General features: G+C 42.2%; 10 protein-coding genes. All 10 read right to left on the bottom strand.

The window, feature by feature from the left end; translation table 11 throughout:
- Positions 1–240: 240 nt before the first annotated feature.
- The gene (locus DW922_RS12115) at positions 241–501 is read right to left on the bottom strand and encodes a helix-turn-helix domain-containing protein (protein WP_002567440.1); all 261 of its coding nucleotides are present in this window, start codon (positions 499–501) and stop codon (positions 241–243) included.
- Positions 494–1927 carry a type IV secretory system conjugative DNA transfer family protein gene (locus DW922_RS12110; protein ID WP_243032208.1) on the bottom strand — a complete coding sequence of 478 codons (1434 nt, stop codon included), beginning with the start codon at positions 1925–1927 and terminating at the stop codon, positions 494–496. Before DW922_RS12110 ends, DW922_RS12115 begins: the two co-directional genes overlap by 8 nt.
- Positions 1928–2116: 189 nt before the next feature.
- The gene (locus DW922_RS12105; RefSeq protein ID WP_002596367.1) at positions 2117–3388 is read right to left on the bottom strand and encodes a DUF6070 family protein; all 1272 of its coding nucleotides are present in this window, start codon (positions 3386–3388) and stop codon (positions 2117–2119) included.
- Complete coding sequence (locus tag DW922_RS12100) at positions 3388–4629, bottom strand: DUF6070 family protein (protein WP_118726696.1); 1242 nt, start codon at positions 4627–4629, stop codon at positions 3388–3390. The genes DW922_RS12105 and DW922_RS12100 overlap by 1 nt, the downstream gene beginning before the upstream one ends.
- A complete protein-coding gene (locus DW922_RS12095) occupies positions 4577–6694 on the bottom strand; it encodes a penicillin-binding transpeptidase domain-containing protein (RefSeq protein WP_118726691.1) in 2118 nt (705 codons plus the stop codon). The genes DW922_RS12100 and DW922_RS12095 overlap by 53 nt, the downstream gene beginning before the upstream one ends.
- 185 nt (positions 6695–6879) lie before the next feature.
- On the bottom strand, positions 6880–7107 hold the full coding sequence (locus DW922_RS12090) for a transposon-transfer assisting family protein (protein ID WP_118726690.1): 228 nt from the start codon (positions 7105–7107) through the stop codon (positions 6880–6882).
- Positions 7108–7110: 3 nt separating this feature from the next.
- A complete protein-coding gene (locus DW922_RS12085; RefSeq protein ID WP_347560312.1) occupies positions 7111–11115 on the bottom strand; it encodes a YodL domain-containing protein in 4005 nt (1334 codons plus the stop codon).
- 128 nt (positions 11116–11243) lie between these two features.
- Positions 11244–12272, bottom strand: a complete 1029-nt coding sequence (locus DW922_RS12080; RefSeq protein WP_002596362.1) for a PDDEXK nuclease domain-containing protein — start codon at positions 12270–12272, stop codon at positions 11244–11246.
- Between the two features lie 166 nt (positions 12273–12438).
- Entirely contained in the window at positions 12439–18747 is a 6309-nt protein-coding gene (locus tag DW922_RS12075) for a DUF3849 domain-containing protein (RefSeq protein ID WP_227145328.1), read from the bottom strand.
- 1100 nt (positions 18748–19847) lie between these two features.
- Complete coding sequence (locus tag DW922_RS18100) at positions 19848–20198, bottom strand: TnpV protein (RefSeq protein ID WP_227143085.1); 351 nt, start codon at positions 20196–20198, stop codon at positions 19848–19850.
- Positions 20199–21061: the final 863 nt, after the last annotated feature.

Here is a 21061-nt window from a genome sequence, read left to right as displayed (position 1 = left end):
TGAAATCCTTGAGAACAAGCTGTCAACTTTTTTTATACCACATCACTATATATATCTATCAAATGTTTCATTCTCCTTTTCAATAAGATTTTTTTCTGTATACTATGTAACTGTTAAAGTGAACAGTTCACATTCTCGGCTCACATTGAGCCATACCATAGCTCACGCCGAAGACAGACCTCCCCCTTTGGCGTTTTTCATCGTTTTTTGAGGGGGGGATTTTTTTGTTCTTTTTCAAATTCATTCAATAAAATAGAGATTGCTGCTTTTTCCGCCATTGTCACGAAACCGATTTTCTTTTTTGATGTATGCACTTCTTTCCAATTCTTGAATGGAACGCTTCACTGATGCCAAAGAAAGATGCAGATCTTTCGCTATGGTTTTCATGGAGGGATAGCAGCTTTTTGTTTCTTTACTGGCACGTTCACAAAGATATAAATAAACAGATACGGCTTTACTGGAAAGCTCTGTATCCTGATAGACCTTCATTTTGTCAATCATAACTTTTTTCCACCCCTTTCATGGTTTTCGATATGTTGCATAACGGCTTATCTTGTTCCTGCATTGGGCGTTTGACGGGCTGTTGGAGAGGATTTTGGGGCAGACCGTATTTTTTTGCAATGGCTTCCTCAATGGTCTTTTTATTTGCGTAATGCACCTTTCTCACCACTGCTTGACGCATTGGATATGTTTCATTCAGTTCGATTCCCCACTCAAAAAACAGCTTCAGCTTCGTTTTCATAGGCTTTACGCCTGTTCTTGTGACGATGAACGTATCTTTTGGCATGATTTTAAGCTCATCTGGCGTCATCAGTGGTCTGCCTGTCATTTGAAGTGACTTGGATTTATCTCTGCCTTGTGAGATACTTCCTGTCATAACTGTCCTATCCCCCAGCGTTTTGGACAGTACATTGGCTGCTTCGGAGTTTGGTGCAAAGCCGCCATATATGCAGACCTGACAGTTATCAATGATGATGTCCGCACCTTCTTTGCCATAGTTCTTTTCTAGCTGTGCCAATGATTGTATGATAGGCACAAAGCTGATTCGTCTGGAACGGCTGGCAGAAAACATCATTTCCGCAGATTGTATAGCTGGCAATGTACCGAACTCATCCAGGAAGAACATAACTCTGTTTGGCAGCTTGCCACCCATTTCATCAGCAATGGAAAGCATTTCTCTGTATAACTGCTGTACGATCAAAGAAATGAGGAAATATTTGCTGTCATCTTCCTCCGGCATAATCAAAAACACTGCTGACTTGTTCCTACAAAACTTTTCCGTATTGATTTTCGTTTCAAAGCAGAGCAGCTGTTCAATTTCAGAATCAAGAAAAGCATTCAGTCTGGACAATGCCGTTGACAGCACAGACGCCATTGCCTGGTCTGAAGTATTCAGGGCGGCACCAGACAGCCATCTTGCTTTATGTTCTTCTGGAAGACGTTCCATCAACAGCTTGAACTGACTTTTGCCTTTCACTTCCGATGGTCCCAATAAATCTTGAATCAATTTGAACACACTGATGATATGCCTTTCTTCGCCTTTTTCTTCTTTCTGTTCCTCTGGCTGAAACAAAATCTCTGCTTCAACATCTTTTTGAAGAATGGCTGTCTGTGCTTTTGGCAAAAAATCTATATCTTTGTCAATGCAGGCTTTTCTCATCTGTGCTATTTCCTTTTTTCGCTGCTCCAAAGCTTTCTGTTTTCGTTTTGCCTGTTCCAACGCAAGAGCGTAAGGTGAGCAGAACTCCGCAATCACCAATATCACAGCAGTGATCAAGCCTTCTGCCGAATCATAGAAGAAAGCATTTTGTCCTGCGTTGGCAGAATCAAATCCACCGGAATTCATAACGGTTTTAGATATTATCTTTGCGTACTTCTCTGCTTTTGCCTTTGCCACAAGGGAATCTGTCTGCAAATATTCATCCATGTAATGGTTCACCATATGAAGCATCTCCTCCGTGGAAGATACATCTTCCGTATCTTTCACAAGAGATTCATCCACAATACTATCTTCTTTTCCACAGGCACATACGAAGCATCCAATCAGAAATGCCATACTCAGCAAAATGCTTTTTTTCTTTAATGCCATAATATCATCCTTTCTTTCAAAGCAAATTTAATGTGCTTTTGCTATTGGCGGCAGTTCCAACTCTATTTGTTCTATAGAATTGGAAAGATACCTGAAAGTTCCGTCTTCAAATGGCTGGACCACAACCGTATTCCGAAAAGCGAGATCAGAATTATAATCCGGCCATACTCCATCCACGATAAGTGTAATCGTTCCATCCGCATTTTTTGTATAGTCAACTACTTCTCCGAAAGGTGGGTATGGGCTGGCATAAATCATCTCATATTCATAGCTATTGCTGCCCTCATCATATCCACAATGCTCTCTCAACTGTTCTACCGATACCGGAAAATAAGTAGTCATTATCCTTTCATATTCCTCTGCCGGAATCTTCCAACCCTCAGTTTTCAGATTTTCCCCCGTAGAAATCCTATAAACATCTTCATACATACAAGGCATCAGAATGTCCTCCACATTGCTGCTATCCCAATCTGTAACGAGCAGATTGTAATTCACATAACTTAGTCCTGATATGTATTTCTCCGTTAATTCCTGGCAGTCTTCTGGTAGCGGTTCTATTCTCCAATACTGTCTCAAACTTGCATGTGCAATCACATATTCATATGCGTAGATAAAATATCCTTTTTCGGTCAGTTTAATCTCAGCCACATTACTTACCGAAGTTCCCTGTATTTCTGGCATACCACCTTCTCTCCACCGAATTCCTATGTAATAGGTCTGCAACTCACCTTTCCGATAGATAAAGGTAACTGCTCCAATCAGCCCATCTCTCTGTACTTCAAATACCGTAACCATCGAGTCTTGTCCATCCAGGTAATCTGCATAAAATGCTTCGATTGCTTCATGATTTTGCATAGCAGTATCTTCTTCAACACTTACCAGACCGTTTCTGCCCAATTGCTCCACCACAGCTTTCCTCTGCTCTTTGGTAAATTCACTAATACCGGAAGAGTAGCTTAGTGCATCTGCAATTACAATATCCTTATAGATTTCTCTGACCGATTCTGCTGCTGACAAAACCGTACTCTGCAGTTGCTCCTTCTCCTCTTCTGTAAGGAGATCATCACTGGCTTGCGGAATAAACCAATATGCTGACTCTGTGGAAGTTTCCGCATTCTCGGCTTCTTCTGTTTCTGCTTCGCTATTTTCGATTTCTACAGGTGGCTCCCATACTTCTTCTGCCACCTTTTGCTTTTCTGTATGCAGTTCTCCCCAACAGACCACTCCGGCTATTACGAAAATCAACAGCAGCAAAATCGGAAGACCACATTTTCTAAGCAGCCATTTCACATCTTCCATTATTCGCCTCCGTATAATTCTTCCCATTCTTCTAACGTCAACCGTGGCGTATGCCATGTTTCCTCAGAATTATCCTCGGAGGGTATAATTCGATTGGATACATATTGTACCCCGCCATCCTCCAAAGGACGAACCACAACCTCGTGGGCATATACTTTGGAATTTCCCGAATATGGAAATACCACATTAGCAGTAAGTGTAATTGTTCCATCACTGTTCTCCGTATACCCGATTACTTCTGAATATGGGTATTCCGGATACTCTACTTCTTCGAAGCCTCTCGGTTTGTATTCATAGGTCGAATCCTCCGAATCATAGACAGTTTTGGATTGCAGCGTTTCACTATCAATATTGAAATATTTCATAATAACGCTTTCAAATTCCTCTTTTGGAATCCGATAAACTGCACTGACTGACAAATTGTCATCTGCAACATAAGGAACATACTGACCATTCACTTTTGGATAAAGAATGTCATACATATCATAGAAATTCAAATCCCCAAAATCTTCTTCACTCCAATCCACAATAAACATATTATTCTGTTCAAAGCTGATTGGAAGAAGATATTTCCGACTCAGTTCCCTATATGTTTCATCCAATGGCTGTACTCGTAATGCGGTATGCTCCTCTACTCCACTCAATGTAAGAACGTATAATTCTTCTGAAAACCAGACACCAGAAAACATCAGATAACCTTCTTCTGTATAATTCCAATACTCTGCTTGATACCTCCCAGTAACTTCTTTCTGTATTTCTCCATTTTCGTATCCATAATAGCTTCTGACCACATCTACATTTCCGTCTTTTGTATGCAAATCATATTTTACAAATCCGCCCAAATAACTGATTTCAAGAATTGTTAATTCTGCTTCTTCCTGTGCATCCACTTTTTTGCAAAATTCCAATACCTGCTCCGCTTCCGTCATATTCACTTGATTTCTGCTGTCAACAGCAGGATACCCGTTTTCTCCAAGACGATTTACAATACTCCGAATTATTTCCAAATCATCTAACTTATTTTCCTCTGCTGCCTTGTCATAAAGATCTATGCAGATGTTTATAATTTCTTCTTCATTCTCCTGTTCTTCTTCTGAAACGTCCTGAACATCAATTACTGTTTCCGAAACTGTATCTTCTTCCGGTGGTGTATCGCTACACCCCGAAATACTAAACATCAGTACAAAACTAATGACTGCTAAACCACTCTTCCAGAACCAGGCTGTCTTTCTTAACAACATATCCGCTTCCTCCTCTTCCTTTCACATCTTCTACCATACTGATAATCAATATAGGACATTCTATATCTTTCTCTGCTGTGTAAATAGCAAACCATCCTAATTCCGTACCGGATGTATCCTCTTTCGATTCCTTAATTTCTGCTGTTCCTGTCTTTCCCGCCAATATAATGTCATCTCGATGGGCTGCATATCCGGTTCCGTTAGGATTATTCACAACCTTCTTTGTTCCTTCCAATACACGACTTGCTGTCTCGTTAGAAAAGGCACCCGGAATCCAATACTCAGCTTCCGCTTCATTCTGATATACCAAATAAGGCTTTATTACATTTCCCTCATTACAGAAAGCAGAATAAATACATGCCATATGCAACGGGTTCACTAAAATCTGTCCTTGTCCGTAACCGCTGTCAGCTAACTGTATTTCAGTTTCAATGCCTTCTGTATTGGAATACTGTGATTCTGCCATCTTAATCTCAAATGGTAGTTCCTCATTGAAACCAAGCCGTATCAAAGAATTCTCCAACTCATCCGATCCAATCTTTAATGCTGCTTTTGCGAAATAAATATTATCAGAATAAATCAAGGCATTCTCTAAAATGACTGGTTCATACGCATGAAGCGTTGTTACATGATATGAACCCCACGATGCATCTTTTTGCCAACTTAATCCTACGTTCCCGTAATCTTCCATTGGATCGATTGCTCCTGATTGTAAACCAATCGCAGCTATAATTGGTTTGAAGGTAGATCCCGGACACCACACTTGCCGGAACCGATTATACATTGGCTTATTCTCATCCTCGTTAAGTACAGTCCACTGCTCACTCGATAATCCCATAATAAAATCGTTATTGTCATAGGCCGGTGTGCTGACCAAAGCCAATACCTCTCCGGTATAATGATTTATGGCTACCGAGCAGCTTTTATCTTCCTTAAACTGTTCGTACAAGGAAACCTGCAAATCAGTATCTATCGTAAGCCGGATGTCCTGCCCATGCTGTACCAGGATACAAGCCAGTTCCTCCTTCTCTTTATCTTCCGAATTTACAATGTAAATCCTGCAACCGTTCTGGCCTTTCAGTTCTTTCTCGAACAAGCCCTCCATTCCGCTTCTGCCGATTACACTATTGGCTGTATAACCTTCTCCTGCATGTTCCTCTAAATCTTCCGCAGTAGCGCTTTGAACATACCCGACCAAATGCGCAGCGGCTTCCCCTAATGGGTATTCACGCACTTCAACATCAGATATCATCACTCCGGGAATCTCCAGCAACTTATCATGCCTTTCTTTCTCCTTTAAAACTTCTTCCTCTGGACTGATAGACATTAACTCAATTTCTTCCACTCTTGGAATCGTTTTAATAGGTACAAAAGAATCATCCTTTACCCACTTTGCAGACAGGTTCTTTTCTATCACTTCCGTTGTGATTTCCAATAGTCCTGCAATCTGTGCGATTGCTTCCTCTCTGTTTTCCAACTTGCCCGGAACAATTCCAACTGAAGATGCTGTACCTTTTCCTGCAAGGACACGTCCGTTCCTATCCAGAATTTCTCCTCGCTCTGCCTGTGTAGTGGAAACTCTTACTTTATCTGCAGAAGTCAGATTAGGAAAAATCATGGAATCATCCCAAACCAATTTATATCCTTCTTCTCCATTTATAAAAAATGCCTCATTCTCAAAGCTGATAGTTCCTGCCACTGTATCAAATGAAGTCAAATATGTTACTTTTTTATCTTCCTCCACATACTCGACATTTTTTATCGACATGTTCTGCATTTCAATTCCCTCATAAATAGTGGAATTTCTCTTCAAAAAATCTTCCTTACTGATATATCCAGATGACTCCAAATCAATCATTGCATACATTTCTTCGTATTCTTGTTTTGGAATATGCATCATATACTCTACTAAGATAGTATCTGGTGTTTTACACGCATTTTTTCTTTTATATAATACTGTTGCACTCACAACTACTCCAATCAAAGTAATTGTTAACATCAACACTATAATGCCCAACATTTTTCTATATCTTTGTATTCTTTTGGTTCTATGTTTTTCCTTCATCGTTACCTCCATTTCTTATTCGTATCAATGTACTACGCTTATATATTACAAGTGTAAGATTTTAGGATAAAAAAATTTAATACCTTTCGTTATAAATATTACACCCGTAATATTTATCAGTCAAGTTCTTATTCAAAAAGACAGAACACAGCCACCAAAAGCCATGTTCTGCCTTACGTTTGATGTTACTCTGCCGCTACAAACTCCATCTTCATAAATTCATGATCCGTCAATTCCTTTAATTTTGCAAGGACACATAATGACAATTCAACCATCTCATCATCCTCCAGATGTTTCAGTGCTTTATCAATACCATTTATGACCTTTTTTCTGCCGCCCACATCTGAATCTATACCTTCTTCCATAAAAATACTGATTAAATTACTTTCTTCTACGGTAAATCTTTTATTCATCACTTACATCTCCCTCTGACTTTTCTTTTCATTTTCTTGAACATCATGTTCTTTCGATTGCCCTTCTACCTGTGCCTTTTTCTCTGCAAGACGAGTTTTTAAGGAAACTCTTGCTGCAGACTTCTCATCCATTCTCTTATTTTCTTCCTTTTGGGCTTTCTCCCCGACACCGTTATTCAGCACATTATCAATCATGTTATAATTTTGTTCTTCTGTCTCCTCAATTTTGGCAAGCGGCTTATACTCTGCCAGTTTTTCCAGAAGCTCCGTTGCTCGCTTTATTTCCTCTGGTACAGCTCCCTCCGAAATAATGTCTGCAAGCCACGTTGTTAAATGTCCGGTATCGCCCTGTTTTATGGACTCTGCAATCTCTGATACATTCTCGGTCATATTTCTTGTACTATCGTGATACAGTACAGTATCATAATCGTAGCAAAGTCGGTCAAGTTCTACTGCAAGCTGTTCCTCCTGAGGCAAGTCCGGCATACGCAGTTCCCACACTCTTGCTTCCATTTCTTCACTCATCATGCCATCTATCTCCATATCGGGCAATTTAGCCACCAGTTCCGTAATAACTTCCATTGCCTGCGGATTGTTTTTAATATCAAGAACATAGTCCAAAACCCCAAGGTCAATCCGCTTTCCGGATAAAACATCAATCTCGTAATCCTCAAAAGGTTCCGCCCCTCTCCCTCTGATATTGATTCCGATTGCCGGAATACCATTCATCCGCTCTGAAGGTATCTGCTTCCAAATTGATATAGCTTCATCCACCGTAGGAATATTCTCATAGCATTCACCAAGATTATGAAATTCGCCACATTCCGAAACAGTTAAAGTTACTTCTGCCTTCTCCTTTTCCTGCTCTCTTGCCTGTCTGACACCCTCCAAATATTCTTCCACCTGTGGCAGATAGGTTTCCAGTGTACCTGTTCGCTGTGCTGTAATAGGGTTGATGTCAACTTTTACTTCTCCGATATGAAGTCCGCTCTCATTAAAGGCATTAAACAAATCGTCCTCCCGTTCCGCCGTGGAAAGTTCCACAACCACATCAAGGTCAGAACTTTCATGCTCCAATCCCCTGCACCTGCTTCCGGTCACAGCAACATCCACAATCGTTGCATCAATGTTATACTCATCAATCTTTGCCTGCACATGGCATTTCACAGTTTCCTCGATTTCTTCCGGATTCATTTCACTAATATCATGGAATAATTCCCCGGTCTTTGCCTTAAAATCAGCCACCACACTGCTTGGTGTACTCTCCGGAATAATACGATTTGCTTCCTCTGCTTTTTCCATCAGTCCATCATAATCCATCGGTATCAGTTCATCTTCTCTTTGGATATTTCCTTTTGCACCATTGTAATCCGGCTGTGACTTCAAATCCTCTAAAATATCATGTAAGGCTTCCCTTATCGTCACATCAGGATTATCATAAATTCCTCCGTCAATCTCCTTATAATCAGCTCCCATAATGGAATAGTCATAACCGCCCTCTACTTCCTGAATGCTGATAAAACAGTCTGCAATAGAAAATGCCAGTTCTGTTTCCTGTTCACTTTCCAAAGTTTTTTTCATTTCCGCAAGCACCTGTTCTGTTTCATCGCCAAGATCAATGATTTCATCTCCATCTATTTCCGGTTCTGTCTTTTGGACATTGTGTCCAGAAGTGTCCTGCAGTACTTCTCTTTCCGGTATCTGCTCCCGCAAAAAATCCGGCAATTCCGTATATCCAAAAGAATCCACAAAATGAGCCGTATTCTGTCCGTTCTGATGAAGCACCACTATATCGCTGACAGATAGCGAATGTCCTCTGAAATCTTCTGGGTGGTCAAGGTTGAATTTTTCAAAGATTGCCTCTAAAGTTGCCCCCTGCGTCTCTTTTTGCAGTTCAGATAATTCGCCCACATATAAAAGTGTATAATTCTCTGGTTTAATTGCATCAAAATTATCTTTTGTAATGCCCATACGCTTTAAGGATTCCGTCCCCTCAAAACGTAAGGAATCTAATTCCGGATTAGGCTTTAATTGATAAATTCCATATTTATCAGTACTAGAATATAGGAGCTGCTCTTTTCTTGCCATTTCAGGTGTAATAACAGATCCGTCCTCATAGTTAATAGATTCCACCCATGTGATACCTAATTCTTTTTCTATTTCAAATTCCAAATCAGTTCCATAAAAAGCATTATGAATTTCTGCCACATCAGTATCTGAAATAGGCTCTGAGGTCTTGAATACCGCAGTTCTATCCCCACCCATTTCTTCTATATCGACAGCCACAACTGGATACGGGTATGTATATTCTCGCTCCTGTTCGTCCATTAAGATAAGTGTAATCTTAGTCTGCTGTTTCAATGCTTTATTCCATGTTTCCTTTTCAACCCCAAAGATACCTTCATGCTCTTCTATACGCTCCCTGCTTTCTGCCAATGATTCCGTACCGTCAGTATGAAGCAAATATACATGCAAATCATGTTCAAATAATTCCAATGCTTTCTCTTGTGTTAATGGCAGCATTTCATTCCATTGATAGCCATATTCCCTCATTTCCGACAAACCAATCATCGGATCAGGCAGGGCATCAATCTCCGCCTTTGCATCAATTATGGTCAATGCCACATCCTGTTGGGCATACTGCTCCCTATATGCCAGTTTCTCTGCAAGTTCCCTTGTTTTATTCATATCATCAAGTTTATAGGCATAATTTACAATCAGATTTCGCTCCTCAGACGTGAAAATATTTTTTTCTGCCTCCAACTGATTGATAAGTTGTTCTGCCTGCCCCATAACAGATAAATTGGTATCAATGGGTTGTTCCATTCTTTCCTTTACATCAATAAGCTCGTCTGTATCCATGTTATAGCGGACATCAATATGATATTCCTCCGCTTCTTCCGTCTGCTCGTCAGCAAGTTCGGTAGTCCATGCTCCTTTGCTTTCAAGATAAGATGATATATTCGATTTATCCTCTTCATTCATGGTAGAAAGAGCGGATATAAGTTCTGCACTGTCCATTCCACGGACACTGACAAGATTGTATTCTGAAAAATCCTCGTTATGTACCAGCAGAATGCTTTCCTTTCCATGTTCCTGCTCCATCTCCCGGTTAAGCTGAAGCTCCTGCATTGCCCCCTCAATGCCTGTAATCAGTTCTGAAGCTGTCTTTCGGATTGTATCAAGGGAAGATTTCAGCTCTTTCATATTCCTACCGCTGCTCCAGCCTGCGATATATCCAAAGGAATAATCGGATGTATCTATACCGAAATGCTGGCACACTGTAAAAGCCACACTCTCCGCTTCCACTTCCTTTGTATTCCTGTCCTTTACCGGAATATCCATGCTCTGATTAACTTCTTTATCATGCAGCATGGAATGAGCCACCTCATGCACCATTGTTTTCAAAGTCTGGCTTTCGCTCATATTTTCCTGAACAGCAATCCGTTTTTCTGCTGTACTGAAATACCCTTTGGAATCGCCGGGAATATCTTCAAATGCAATCGGAACAGGAGAAATATTCATAAGCGCCTGGACAAAATCCTCATATCCCTCCACCGTAGATAACAGCTCATTCACTTCCAGTTCCGGAATAGGCTTGCCATCCGTCTGCGATACATCAAAAACAGATACCGCACGAAAGGCAGGAATGGTAACCTCTGTTTCCTCTTTCTGCGGCATACCGTTTTCATCAAACATCATTTCTCCCGTTACAGGGTCTAACTTATCACGTTCCTCTTTGATTTTATAAGGAGCTGGTGCAAGAATACGGATTGCCTTTTCTCCTTTATTGACGTGCCGCTCAAAGTTCTTCTGCCACGCCTGATAGCCTGCCACCAGCGTAGCTTCCGGCTTCTGCATGGCAATCAGCAGCGTATTGTTAAAACTGTAATTATGAAATTTTGACATGGTGCTGAGATAGCTTTTATATTTTTCACTTTCAAAAAGCTCTTTCAAGCCAGCTTCCAGTTTATCCGTGATCTCTTTGACTTTTTGTTTTTCACTCATGTAAACTGTATTTTTATCTGCCATAATTCGATTATCCTTTCTTTTTTCCACGCAAAAAAGACAACCATCTCTGATTGTCTTTTTCGATATGCCTATTCAATTTGCATCTTTCTTAGATTGCTTTTTTATTACTCTTCTTTCTTTTCTGTATCCTTCTCTAAAATATTGTTCACTAATTTTTGGAGTTCATTGCGATTTGGCAGATACAATTCATATTTTGAAACAAATAAATTGCTGTCCATACCGTAAGTTGCATATTCTACAAGCAGTTCATCTTTGTTATGACTCAGGATAATGCCAATCGGTGGGTTATCATCTGCCATATTTTCTTCTTTTGCGAAATACCCCATATACATATTCATCTGACCGATGTCTATATGCTGGACGGAATTTTTCTTTAAATCAATCAGCACAAAGCATTTCAAAATTCTGTGGTAAAATACCAAGTCCACATGGTAATGAATATTGTTTACAGTTAAGGGATACTGCCTGCCCACAAAGGTAAATCCTTTTCCTAATTCCAACAAGAATTTTTGGAGATTATCTATTATTTTCTGCTCCAAGTCTTCCTCACTATAACGCTCTTTCTCCGGAAGTCCCAAAAATTCTAATGTGTAAGTATCCTTGATAACATCCTCTGGCTTGTCATAAGTAATTCCCTCTCTGGCAAGTGCCAGAATTCCTTCTTTATCTCTGCTTGTAGCTAATCTAAGAAACAAAGCGGAATCCATCTGTCGCCTGAGTGTTCTTACATCCCACTTTTCCTTATAACATTCTTTTTCGTAAAAACTTCTTTCTAATTCATCATCAATCTTTATCAGCTCACAAATATGCGACCATGTCAATTTGTCAGACACCGTCTGACAATTCTCATAACAAAGATAAAACTTCCGCATATTGTTGAGGTTTGGGCGGCTGTATCCTCGTCCCAATCGCAAAGTTAATTGATGCGAGAGTGTTGTTAATAATTTTGAACCGTATGCTGCTTTAACATTTCCATCCTGCTCAAACTCAACAATATATTTTCCGATTTTCCAATACGTCTCTGTAATTACACTGTTTACTTTTTCAGCTATCTCTTTTTTGGCATTTGAAACTGCTGTTTCAATCTCATCCACCAATGGCTGAAGCATATTTGTCTGCTCTAAATCATTCATAATATATCCTTTCCGAATTTGTCAGACAGTGTCTGACAAATTCAATTTCCATTTTTATGTATTACGTTGTCTCCATTTCTCTTTAGCTTTTTCCAAATCGCTCTATCACTATATTTCCCTTGAACTAATATTATATTTCATATTTGCATAAAAAGAAATATAATAATTACAAATACTCCTCCTTTCCCTTATCTCTTTGCACGGAATTTTCTATATTATTCCCCGCAGCCTTTACTTTCATAGTCTCAAGCTTTTCTTTCAAGGATACCCTCTGTGCCGGCTTATCCGCCATCGCTGCTGTGAGCCTCATTCCCTGCGGATTTCCATTCTCCACAGCATAATTATGTCGGGTATTTTCTATGGGATACGGTTTTCTGGTATCTGCCACCTGCTCAGTACCCAGTTCCGATTTATCATCTTCCATACCTATTCCGTCATCTCCCTTTTCGTCCATATTGAGCAGGGCATTTAAGGCAGAAAGGCGGTCTAACTTCTCTGAAAGCTCTGCTTCCTGTGCAAATGGCTTTGTAACCTCTACCTTCGCTGTTTCAAGCTGACGCTCCACATTCTCCAGCTTTGTGGATGCTTCTGCCAGTTCCTTTGTCATGGCTTCCAACGCATGGTTGATACGGGAAATGTTACCCAGCGGGTCAACACCAATCTCCAGATTATGACTGAGCTGTCCTTTGATGTTCATAACGAATTTATGGTTAAAGGAATCAAAGGACACCGCCATTTTAAAGCCTGCATACTCTCCAATGACTGCCGGAGCATTAACGCTCTTGATTTCTTTGCACATCTCCACAAGTGCAGTTCCGGCTTCTTTTTTATCCGTATAGACCTTATTCCCGACCCTCATAGAGAAAAACTCCTTATCTGCTGGGAGATTGGTTTTTGCAGTCTGAATATCTGCCTGCAAGCCACTGATACGCTCCTTCAGAATGGTTATCTGCTGTGGATAATGCTTTGCAATGTTGTCCTCCAGACGGTATTTCTGACTGGTGTGGTTGGCTTTCATCAGTTTCAGCTTGCTGACCTGAATATCCAAATCCATCTTTTCTTTTATATAGGGATTCCCCGTTGCCAGAGCCTTAACCTCTGCATAAGAAAGTGCTGCTTCGTCCACATCCTCACAACTTCGCACCGGAGATTTGCTTGTCATAATCTGACCGATAAATTTCTGCTTATTCTCGATAAGCTGCCATGAGTAGCTGTCAAATGTTCCCTCTGTCACATACCGGAAAATCTTAACCTTTGGATTCCTGTTGCCCTGCCGCAAAATACGCCCCTCCTGCTGTTCAATATCAGACGGACGCCACGGTACATCGAGGTGGTGCAGAGCAATCAGTCTGTCCTGCACGTTTGTCCCGGCTCCCATTTTTGCAGTAGAACCCAATAAAAAACGAACCTGTCCGCTTCTTACCTTACTGAACAGCTCCGCTTTCCTAAGCTCCGTATTTGCCTGATGTATAAAGGCGATTTCTTCTGCGGGAACACCTTTTTCCATCAGTTTATTTCTTATATCCTCATAGACATTAAATGTACCATCTCCTTTCGGTGTCGATAAATCACAGAAAATAAGCTGTGCTGATTTCTCCCCTTTGGTATCTTCCCAAATCTCAAATGCCTTATCCACACAGGTTTTTGCTTTGGAATGTTCCTCATCGGGGAGCATATCGTTGATCAGACGCTGGTCGAGTGCCAGTTTTCTTCCATCGTTGGTAATCTTGAGCATATTATCCTGATGCGGCTCTACCAGTCTGTTACGCACTGTCTCCGCCCGATCTGCCAGCGATGTTACCATCTCTTTCTGATATTCGCTGGGTTTCAGCACCACGTTCTCATACTCTGCTTCCGGCACAGGCAGCTTTAACATATCCGGTGTCTGGATATCCGCACTCTCCTTGAAAAGTGCAATCAGCTCCGGCAGATTGAAGAATTTTGCAAATCTTGTCTTTGCCCGGTATCCTGTTCCCTCCGGTGCCAGCTCAATGGCGGTCTGTGTTTCTCCAAAAGAAGCTGCCCAACTGTCAAAATGCCCTAATCCCATCTTCTGAAGCGTACCATACTGAAGATACCGCATATTGGTGTAAAGCTCCGTCATACTGTTGCTGAGCGGCGTACCCGTAGCAAACGTAATGCCCTTTCCGCCAGTCAGCTCATCAAGGTACTGGCACTTAGCAAACATATCGGAGGACTTCTGTGCTTCCGTCTGTGCAATGCCCGCCACATTCCGCATTTTCGTGTATAGAAAAAGGTTCTTATAATTGTGACTTTCATCTACAAACAGCCTGTCCACACCTAACTGCTCAAAGGTTACAACATTATCTTTCCGGGAAGTATCGTTGAGTTTTTCCAGTCTTGTCATAAGGGATTTTCTGGACTTTTCCATCTGCTTAATGGTGTAACGCTCCCCGTTATCTGCTTTCGCCTGCTCTATGGCAAGCTCAATCTCATCAATCTGTCTTTCGATAATGCCTATCTGTCTTTCCTGCGACAACGGGATTTTTTCAAACTGGCTATGCCCGATAATGACAGCATCATAATCTCCGGTGGCGATTCTGGAACAGAATTTCTTCCGGTTGGCTGGCTCAAAATCTTTCTTCGTTGCCGCTAAAATATTTGCTCCGGGATATAACCGCAAAAAGTCACTCGCCCACTGTTCCGTCAAATGATTGGGAACAACGAACAGGCTCTTTTGGCATAACCCTAACCGCTTGCTTTCCATTGCTGCAGCAATCATTTCAAAAGTCTTTCCTGCTCCCACACAATGAGCAAGCAGGGTATTGTCCCCGTAAAGCTGGTGTGCCACCGCATTTAACTGGTGCGGTCTAAGGTCGATGTCCGGTGTCATGCCAGGGAATTTCAAATGGGAACCGTCATATTCTCTTGGTCTGGTAGAATTAAAGAGCTTGTTATATTTCGCCACCAAGTCCTGTCTACGTTCCTGATCTTCAAATACCCAGTTCTTAAAGGCTTCCCGGACTGCCTCCTGTTTCTGACTGGCAATCATGGTTTCCTTTTTATTCAGGACTCTCGTTTCCTTTCCGTCCTCTATCACGGTATCGTACACCCGGCTGTCCTTTAAATTCAGAGAATCCTCTAAAATCTGATAAGCATTTCTCCGGTTTGTACCATAAGTCATATTTACAAGACTGTTTCCGTAATCCGCACTTTTTCCTTTTACATTCCACTGTCCTGTCACATCGGAATACTGAATCCCCATTGTATTCCGGTTGAAGAGATGCTGCGGTGTTTCAAAAACATCACGCATGAAATCTTCAATATATTTCGGTTCAACCCATGTGGCACCGATACGCACCTCAATCTCGCTGGCATCCAGTTCTGTGGGCTGCACCTGTGTAAGTGCCTGCACATTTATGTTGTATTCCGGGTGGTTTTCGGCGTAAATCTTCGCTGTTTGCAACTTATCCCGGACATTGCCGCTTAAATACTCGTCCGCTGCTTCCCACCTGTCTGTGACCGGATTCTGAAAGATAATGCCCGTCAGTTCTTCTTTGATTGTATCAATCTCTTTTCCGGTCAGCTCCGCCATATAAGAAAGGTCAACTTTTGCTTTTTCTGATAAAGATACTGCCAGAGCTTCCGTTGCTGTATCCACGCTTGTAACCACTTCCGCTTTCTTAATGGTACGTTTCGTGAACATATCCGCTTTGCCTTTGAAATTTCCCTCGTCATCCAGCTTTTCCAGAGAACATAACAGACAATAGCTGCTGTCCTGATTAAAGGCTCTTTTGTTGGTCTGGGAATTGATTAAACCGTATTTTCTGCTGAACGTATCATAAAGGGTATTCAATTCTTTCTGCTTTTCCTTAATCACAGTATCCGGATATTCTTCCAACTGCAAATTGATAAGCTCTTGCGTACAGTTTCGGATTCCTACCATGCCTTTTATGCGTTCCTGCATGGATTCTGACATATCCACAGGCTTCATAATGGAATTTTCACGGTAATATACCTTATCTTCCACCAGTGTGTAGCTGTAATTCTTTACGTCCGGGTCTGCCGGAATGGTGGCATCTGCCAGCTCATTCGCAAGCTCGTCCGTCTCCACTGCTTCGATTTCCCCGTCAATCCGGCTGACCGCATCCATTAACTGCTCTGCAAACAGTCTTGTAGCATCCGGTTGGCAGGTGCTTTCCATGCCATAGGGACCGCTGACCATTTCCATCTTCCCAACAATCATTTCCGGGTGTTCCGCAAAGTAGGTATTCATGGCGATACCGTTTGCATCTTCTGATAAATGTACCCAATCCGGTTCTATGTCCATCACACGGTCACGCTTCTTAAAAAACAAAATATCCGAAGTGACTTCTGTCCCTGCATTTTCCTTAAATGCTGTATTCGGAAGTCTGACCGCCCCCATAAGCTCCGCTCGCTGAGCCAGATACTTTCTGACCTCCGGACTTTTTTTATCCATTGTTCCCTTACTGGTAACAAAAGCAACCACACCGCCGGGACGGACTTTATCTAATGTCTTTGCAAAGAAATAATCATGAATCAGGAAATTATTTTTATCATATTGTTTATCCGCTACCTTATACTGTCCGAATGGCACGTTGCCGACTGCTACATCAAAAAAATCATTCGGATAGTCTGTTTTTTCAAAACCGGATATTTTAATATCCGCTTTCGGATAGAGCTGTCTTGCAATCCTGCCCGTAATACCATCCAGCTCCACACCATAAAGTCGGCTTTCCTGCATCTTCTCCGGCAGCATTCCGAAGAAATTTCCGATACCCATTGCAGGCTCTAATACATTCCCCTTTTCAAATCCCATACGGTCTAAGGTATCATAAATACTGCGGATAATGGCAGGACTGGTATAGTGGGCATTTAAGGTGCTTTCCCTTGCAGAAGCGTACTCCTGCGACGATAACAATTCCTTTAACTGCTGATATTCTCCCGCCCATGCAGATTTGCTTTCATCAAAGGCATCGGCAAGCCCGCCCCAGCCAACATACTGTGATAAAATCTGCTGTTCCGACCGTGTGGCGATACGGTTCTCGCTCTCCACCTTTTCCAAAGTACGGATTGCTTCTATATTTCGTCGGAATTTCTCTTTCGCACTGCCTGCTCCTAACGCATCGTCTGTAATGTGGAAATTGACCGCATTGGATTTATCAATCTTTGGTGCAGGCTGCTTCACAGGCTTTTCTATGGCAGGTTCTTCCACTGACTTTTGGACATCGTGTCCAGAAGTGTCCGGTTCCATGCTTTGCAGATAGTGTTCCGCTTCCTCTTTTGTTTCAAAGGTGGGAATTGTACCGTCCTCTTTTATATAATAATCTTCCCTGCCATGATCCCATACTGCAAAATCCTGTCCCGGCTCAAAGGCATCGCTGGTTTCCTCAACTGAGAATCGTGATTCTGTTTCCGCTACATCTTCCGTTCCTTCAATGCGTGAAAATACCTCCGCTTCGTGTCGGTCTATATCTTCCATTGCAATGAGATTCAAATAATCGTTTTCAATTTCTTCCCTGCTCGGTTTGTAATCATATTCAAAATGGACATTTTCGTTTATGAGTACGTAAAAGAACGCATTGTCCTGCATGGAATTTCCAAGCACATAGTTATTTTCTTCCGACTTCCATTCATCAATCTTTAAACACAACTGCCCGTCAATGGTAATCTGCTGTGCCGCAATCTCCTTTTCCTGCTCCATATACCGTCTTGTCTGATTGATAAATCCATTTAAGACCGCCGGATGGGAAGAAACAATCAAATCACGGTTCTCATACTTGGCATACGGTTCTATTTCTTTTGCCCATGCCTTATTGTCGGGAGAAAATCTGCCATCGTGCGTCAGGTGCATGACAGTATTGGCAAGTACATAGCTGACACGCTCGCTACCATATTTTCGGATTACTTCATCCGGTGTATCTTTCGGCAGACGATACCCGTCAAATTTTTCCGAAATCGTCCGTTCAATGGCTTCTTTACAGGCAACCTTCGTTTTCCGTTCTATTACCGCCTGTGCTTTTTCCAGCGCTTTCTGTGCTTCTTCCTCTTTGTACCGGGCATAGGCTTCTTTCCCTGCCGGAGATAAATACTTATCTTCCGCCACCAGCTTTCGGATACGCTTTTCGACTACTTTCCAAGACAGCAGCACTTTCGCATAAGGTTCGCAGATATTTCCCTTTTTTAATTCAATCCCTTTAAAGTTGTGGTCTTGCCAGCTATGGTCTGCTCCGGCAAGTGCATGAGAGCCGCCTCCAATGCCATATTCTTTTTTCAGAAATTCCGCTGCTTCTTTGCTGTCATGCTTTTCCTGAAAATAATCATAGATGCGGAAAGAACCATGTGAATATCCACTTCCCCTGCCAAGATTATGGTCTATCTCGTCCTGAGTAATAAAATCCTCCCTTTTTATTTCCACATGGTCTGCGGTTGGAAAGATTTGTTTTTCTATCAGCAGATTGTCAAGTTCCTCCCGCAGCTCCTCTTTTGGCATAACTGAACGGAAACGTAGCTTTTTCTCTCCGGTTTCAAGCTGATGAAGTGCCTGATCCATGTGGGAAGCCACAAGCTCAACTCCTTCTTTTGTAGAAAGGTATTCTATCATTCTTGCATGAGCCTCCGGATAATTTCCTGCTTTTAGCCCAAGCTCCTCCGGCAGTTCTCCCATGCCATCCCGGAAAAAGAAAAAGAGATGCCCTGCAATCCGGTCACGTTCTGCTTCGTCAGTCAGATAAGCTTCATTTGCTCCCATATAGGTACCGTTTACTACCTGTGAGCGGATTTTTGCTTCCACCTCCTGCCAGTTCATCTGAAGCACCGGACGCTCTGTCGATGTGCCATATCCGACACGCATCCCATCCTCATTGAACCATACCGCTAACTGCTTTCCGTCAAATTCAAAGCCCTTTCCGGTTGTTCCATACTCTTTCTGTAAGAAAGCAGCCATCTCCTCCGGTGTCTTTCCCTGCTGATATTTGGTGTAGATACGCTTTCTGCTGTTATCCCTGCCTCCGCCGCTCCGCAGAATATCCGCTATCTGCTCCGGCGGTATCTTTGTTTCTGACCGTATCGGTGTCACTGTTTCCGCCTGTTTCATGGCAAGATTGCCAGCCTGCTCCGTAAACATGGAAAATAAGTCAAGCTGCTGGTACATTCCCGCTGTTTCAATCCGCTCTGCGGTTTCTCCTGGAAGAAGATATACTCCGTCCTCCATATAGGAATTGACAAGAAAACGTGCTTCCTCCCATGACAGCCTGCTTTCCGCTTCACGGGTCAGATAATTGCCTTTCCATAAGGTAATACCGTCCTCATCGGCACGGTAGCCGCCCCGCATTTCCCCGATATTGAACTCGGTGTATTCTTCCATGCGGAACGAATTTCTCAGATAATCCGCCTGAATCTTTGCATCCTGCTCTATCTGAAAATACCCAGCTATTTCCGGTCTTTTATGCTTCAGGAACTCATCACTGCATAAAATACCACGCTGTAAGTCCTCCCCCTGCTCTGTTTCAGACAGCTTCGGAAAAAAAGAACCGGATAATGAATGTTCTCCACTATCCGGTTCTGGTATTTCTTCTTCCTGTATGTCATTTTCTAACTGTAAATCAGTTCCGTCAGCACGATCTCCTCCGCTGAATGTCTGATGTTGTTCATCTTCGCTACCCACTTCATCTGATCGGCTGCTTTCAGTTCCTCGTTCACTCCCTCTGCTTTCGCCATCTGTTCGCTCAGGGCTTCCATTCTCTGCTCTGCCTGCTCCTGTATCTCCAGACAGTGTGCTTTCAGCTCGCCCGCCAGTATCATGCCCTGATAAATCCCTTTCCGGTGTTCCTGTAAGAAGTTCTTCCGCATCATACCGTACTTCGTCAGCGTTCCCTCCGGTTCCTCGTTCGCTGTCAGGTTCGGAATCAGATAATCCCCGTTCTTTTCGTATGTCAGTTTCATATGCCGCATCCTCCTTTTTGCTCTGTATTTCTATCTCCTGATTGTTTTGTAATTTCTTTTCGCTTTTACGCTTTAAAGCATTATAGTCTGCATCTGATTCATTTGCAAGCACTTTTTCCGTATATTCCAAAGAAGTTTGTGTGCGTCCTGCATTAGCTTTTTCCTGTGCCTTCTTGCGGGCAATCTGGCGGTCATACGCTCCTACGGTTCTGCCTATCTCCATTAAAAGCGGCTTGCACATATCTGTGGTGGCTGTACCAACAACAGACAGAGTTTTCATCGTATTAAAGTCGCTGATATATTCAAATCCCAGCTCGTCTTTCCACAGTTCCATATCTGCACCGCATCGTGACAGAATGGTGTAAGCAATACTGGAAGAAAGCGTATCACGAATCCTGACACCTACGTTTAACTCGTCCAGTTCCTCTAAAAAGCTACCCTCTTTCACATATTCGATTTCCGACAGAAGTTCTTCATAATAATCAAACGCAATCCGGTTGGAAATTTCCATTATCCGCTGTTCAAAGGAGCTGTTTTTATCCGTTTCCCCGTAGGTCTTTTCGAGCTGTGCCAGGACTGTTTCCTTATGCTCCTCACGAAGCTCCCACAGATTCGGATCACGCCCTATCCGTCTTGCCTTATGTACGTCTGACACATCGAAAACATATTTCAATCTTGTATAGGAATTTTCCGTATCCAGCAGGGCAATTCCCTTTGCTCCACGGTTTACCCAGCAATTCATCTTCTCATTCCATATTTCAATGGACGCACAGGCTGTCGCATCCGGTCTTTGTGCAAAAATCAGTATCTGCTCATTGAACGGATATTTATAAAGCCTTGCAGCGGTAGTCAGATACCTTGTC

It is taken from the genome of Clostridium sp. AM42-4 (assembly GCF_003480105.1).
Taxonomy (GTDB): Bacteria; Bacillota; Clostridia; order Lachnospirales; family Lachnospiraceae; genus Brotaphodocola.
The sequence above is the reverse complement of the archived record's forward strand: the minus strand, read 5'-3'. Positions and strand labels throughout refer to the sequence as shown.